Source organism: Comamonas sp. CMM02, assembly GCF_014851485.1.
Lineage (GTDB): Bacteria > Pseudomonadota > Gammaproteobacteria > Burkholderiales > Burkholderiaceae_C > Comamonas > Comamonas avium.
The window spans coordinates 1-288 of record NZ_JACUZW010000019.1; the positions used below are offsets into that span (position 1 = coordinate 1).

At 62.5% G+C, this 288-nt stretch carries 1 protein-coding gene; it reads left to right on the forward strand.

Annotated elements, in window-relative coordinates:
• Window positions 1–288: hypothetical protein (locus IB213_RS17935; protein WP_192408191.1), on the forward strand; the 288-nt coding region annotated here is incomplete at both ends.

Here is a 288-nt window from a genome sequence, read left to right on the forward strand (position 1 = left end):
GGAAGGGGCAGCAGCCATCACCGGGGCGTGGAACCTGGCGGCAGGCGCCGATGGTGTGACACCGGCCAACTTCACGATCTCGATCGACGGAGGCGCTGCACAGACGGTGGCGTACGGCACGGGCATCAACACCGGCAAGGGCACGTTGACGATCAATGCCAACAACACATGGAGCTTTGTGCCCGCCAGTGGTCTGAACAACGCCGGCGGCGTGAATGTGAACTTCACACTCAGTGCCAAGGATGGCGACAACGACACCAGCAGCGCTACGCACACCATCTCGGTGAC